Here is a 726-nt window from a genome sequence, read left to right on the forward strand (position 1 = left end):
ATTCTGGCATCAAAGGTTGCAGAGGCACCATTGGAATCACAGATGGGATGGGTACATGGATCAAGGCAGACAAGAACATATATACATTTATCAATGAGGGACCATGACAATGCAATATTAAAGGCCTATGGAATAAAACAAATGAGAATAAAATCATTGAGCCGATGCCAAAGAAGTGCCCAAGGTGCAATGCAGTAAATCCTGAGGATGCTAAATACTGCCATCCGAGGCACTACAAGGAATTGCAAAAAGGATAATTGAGGCTGCACCGGAATCATTTTAAATCTAAAGTAATAGAGAATGTTTTAGAGGAGATATTAAAGGATCCTGAATTGTTAAAGAAGTTCGGGGATGAGATGAAAAAAAGGTTAGTTCTTAGGATCTCCTGGTATTTTATATAATAAAAGGCCATAAGATAATTCAATGAATAACCCAAAATTATCGTTGGTATTATAAAGGTAAAAATTGAGCAATACAATTCCATAGATGATGGTATCATGGTTATTGAAAATGCAATAAATATAAAAATTAGATAATTTTTATATGCATAAAGCCTGAGATGGTATTTATTTTCATTGTTAAGAAAAATTCCGAAAACAAGAAGGTATATTGTGAATATTTCATTATTAACCGGGGTTTATATTTACACAAAATATGGTACAGAACCGAACTTTTATATTTATGCAGGTGCCGGGATTTGAACCCGGGTCGAAAGCTTGGAAGGCT

At 34.3% G+C, this 726-nt stretch carries 1 pseudogene; it reads left to right on the plus strand.

From position 1 onward, the window contains the following. Positions 1–198: pseudogene (locus AOG54_RS09915) on the plus strand (hypothetical protein); the annotation flags it as partial. Between the last annotated feature and the right edge of the window lie 528 nt (positions 199–726).

Source organism: Acidiplasma aeolicum (assembly GCF_001402945.1).
Classification (GTDB): Archaea; Thermoplasmatota; Thermoplasmata; order Thermoplasmatales; family Thermoplasmataceae; genus Acidiplasma; species Acidiplasma aeolicum.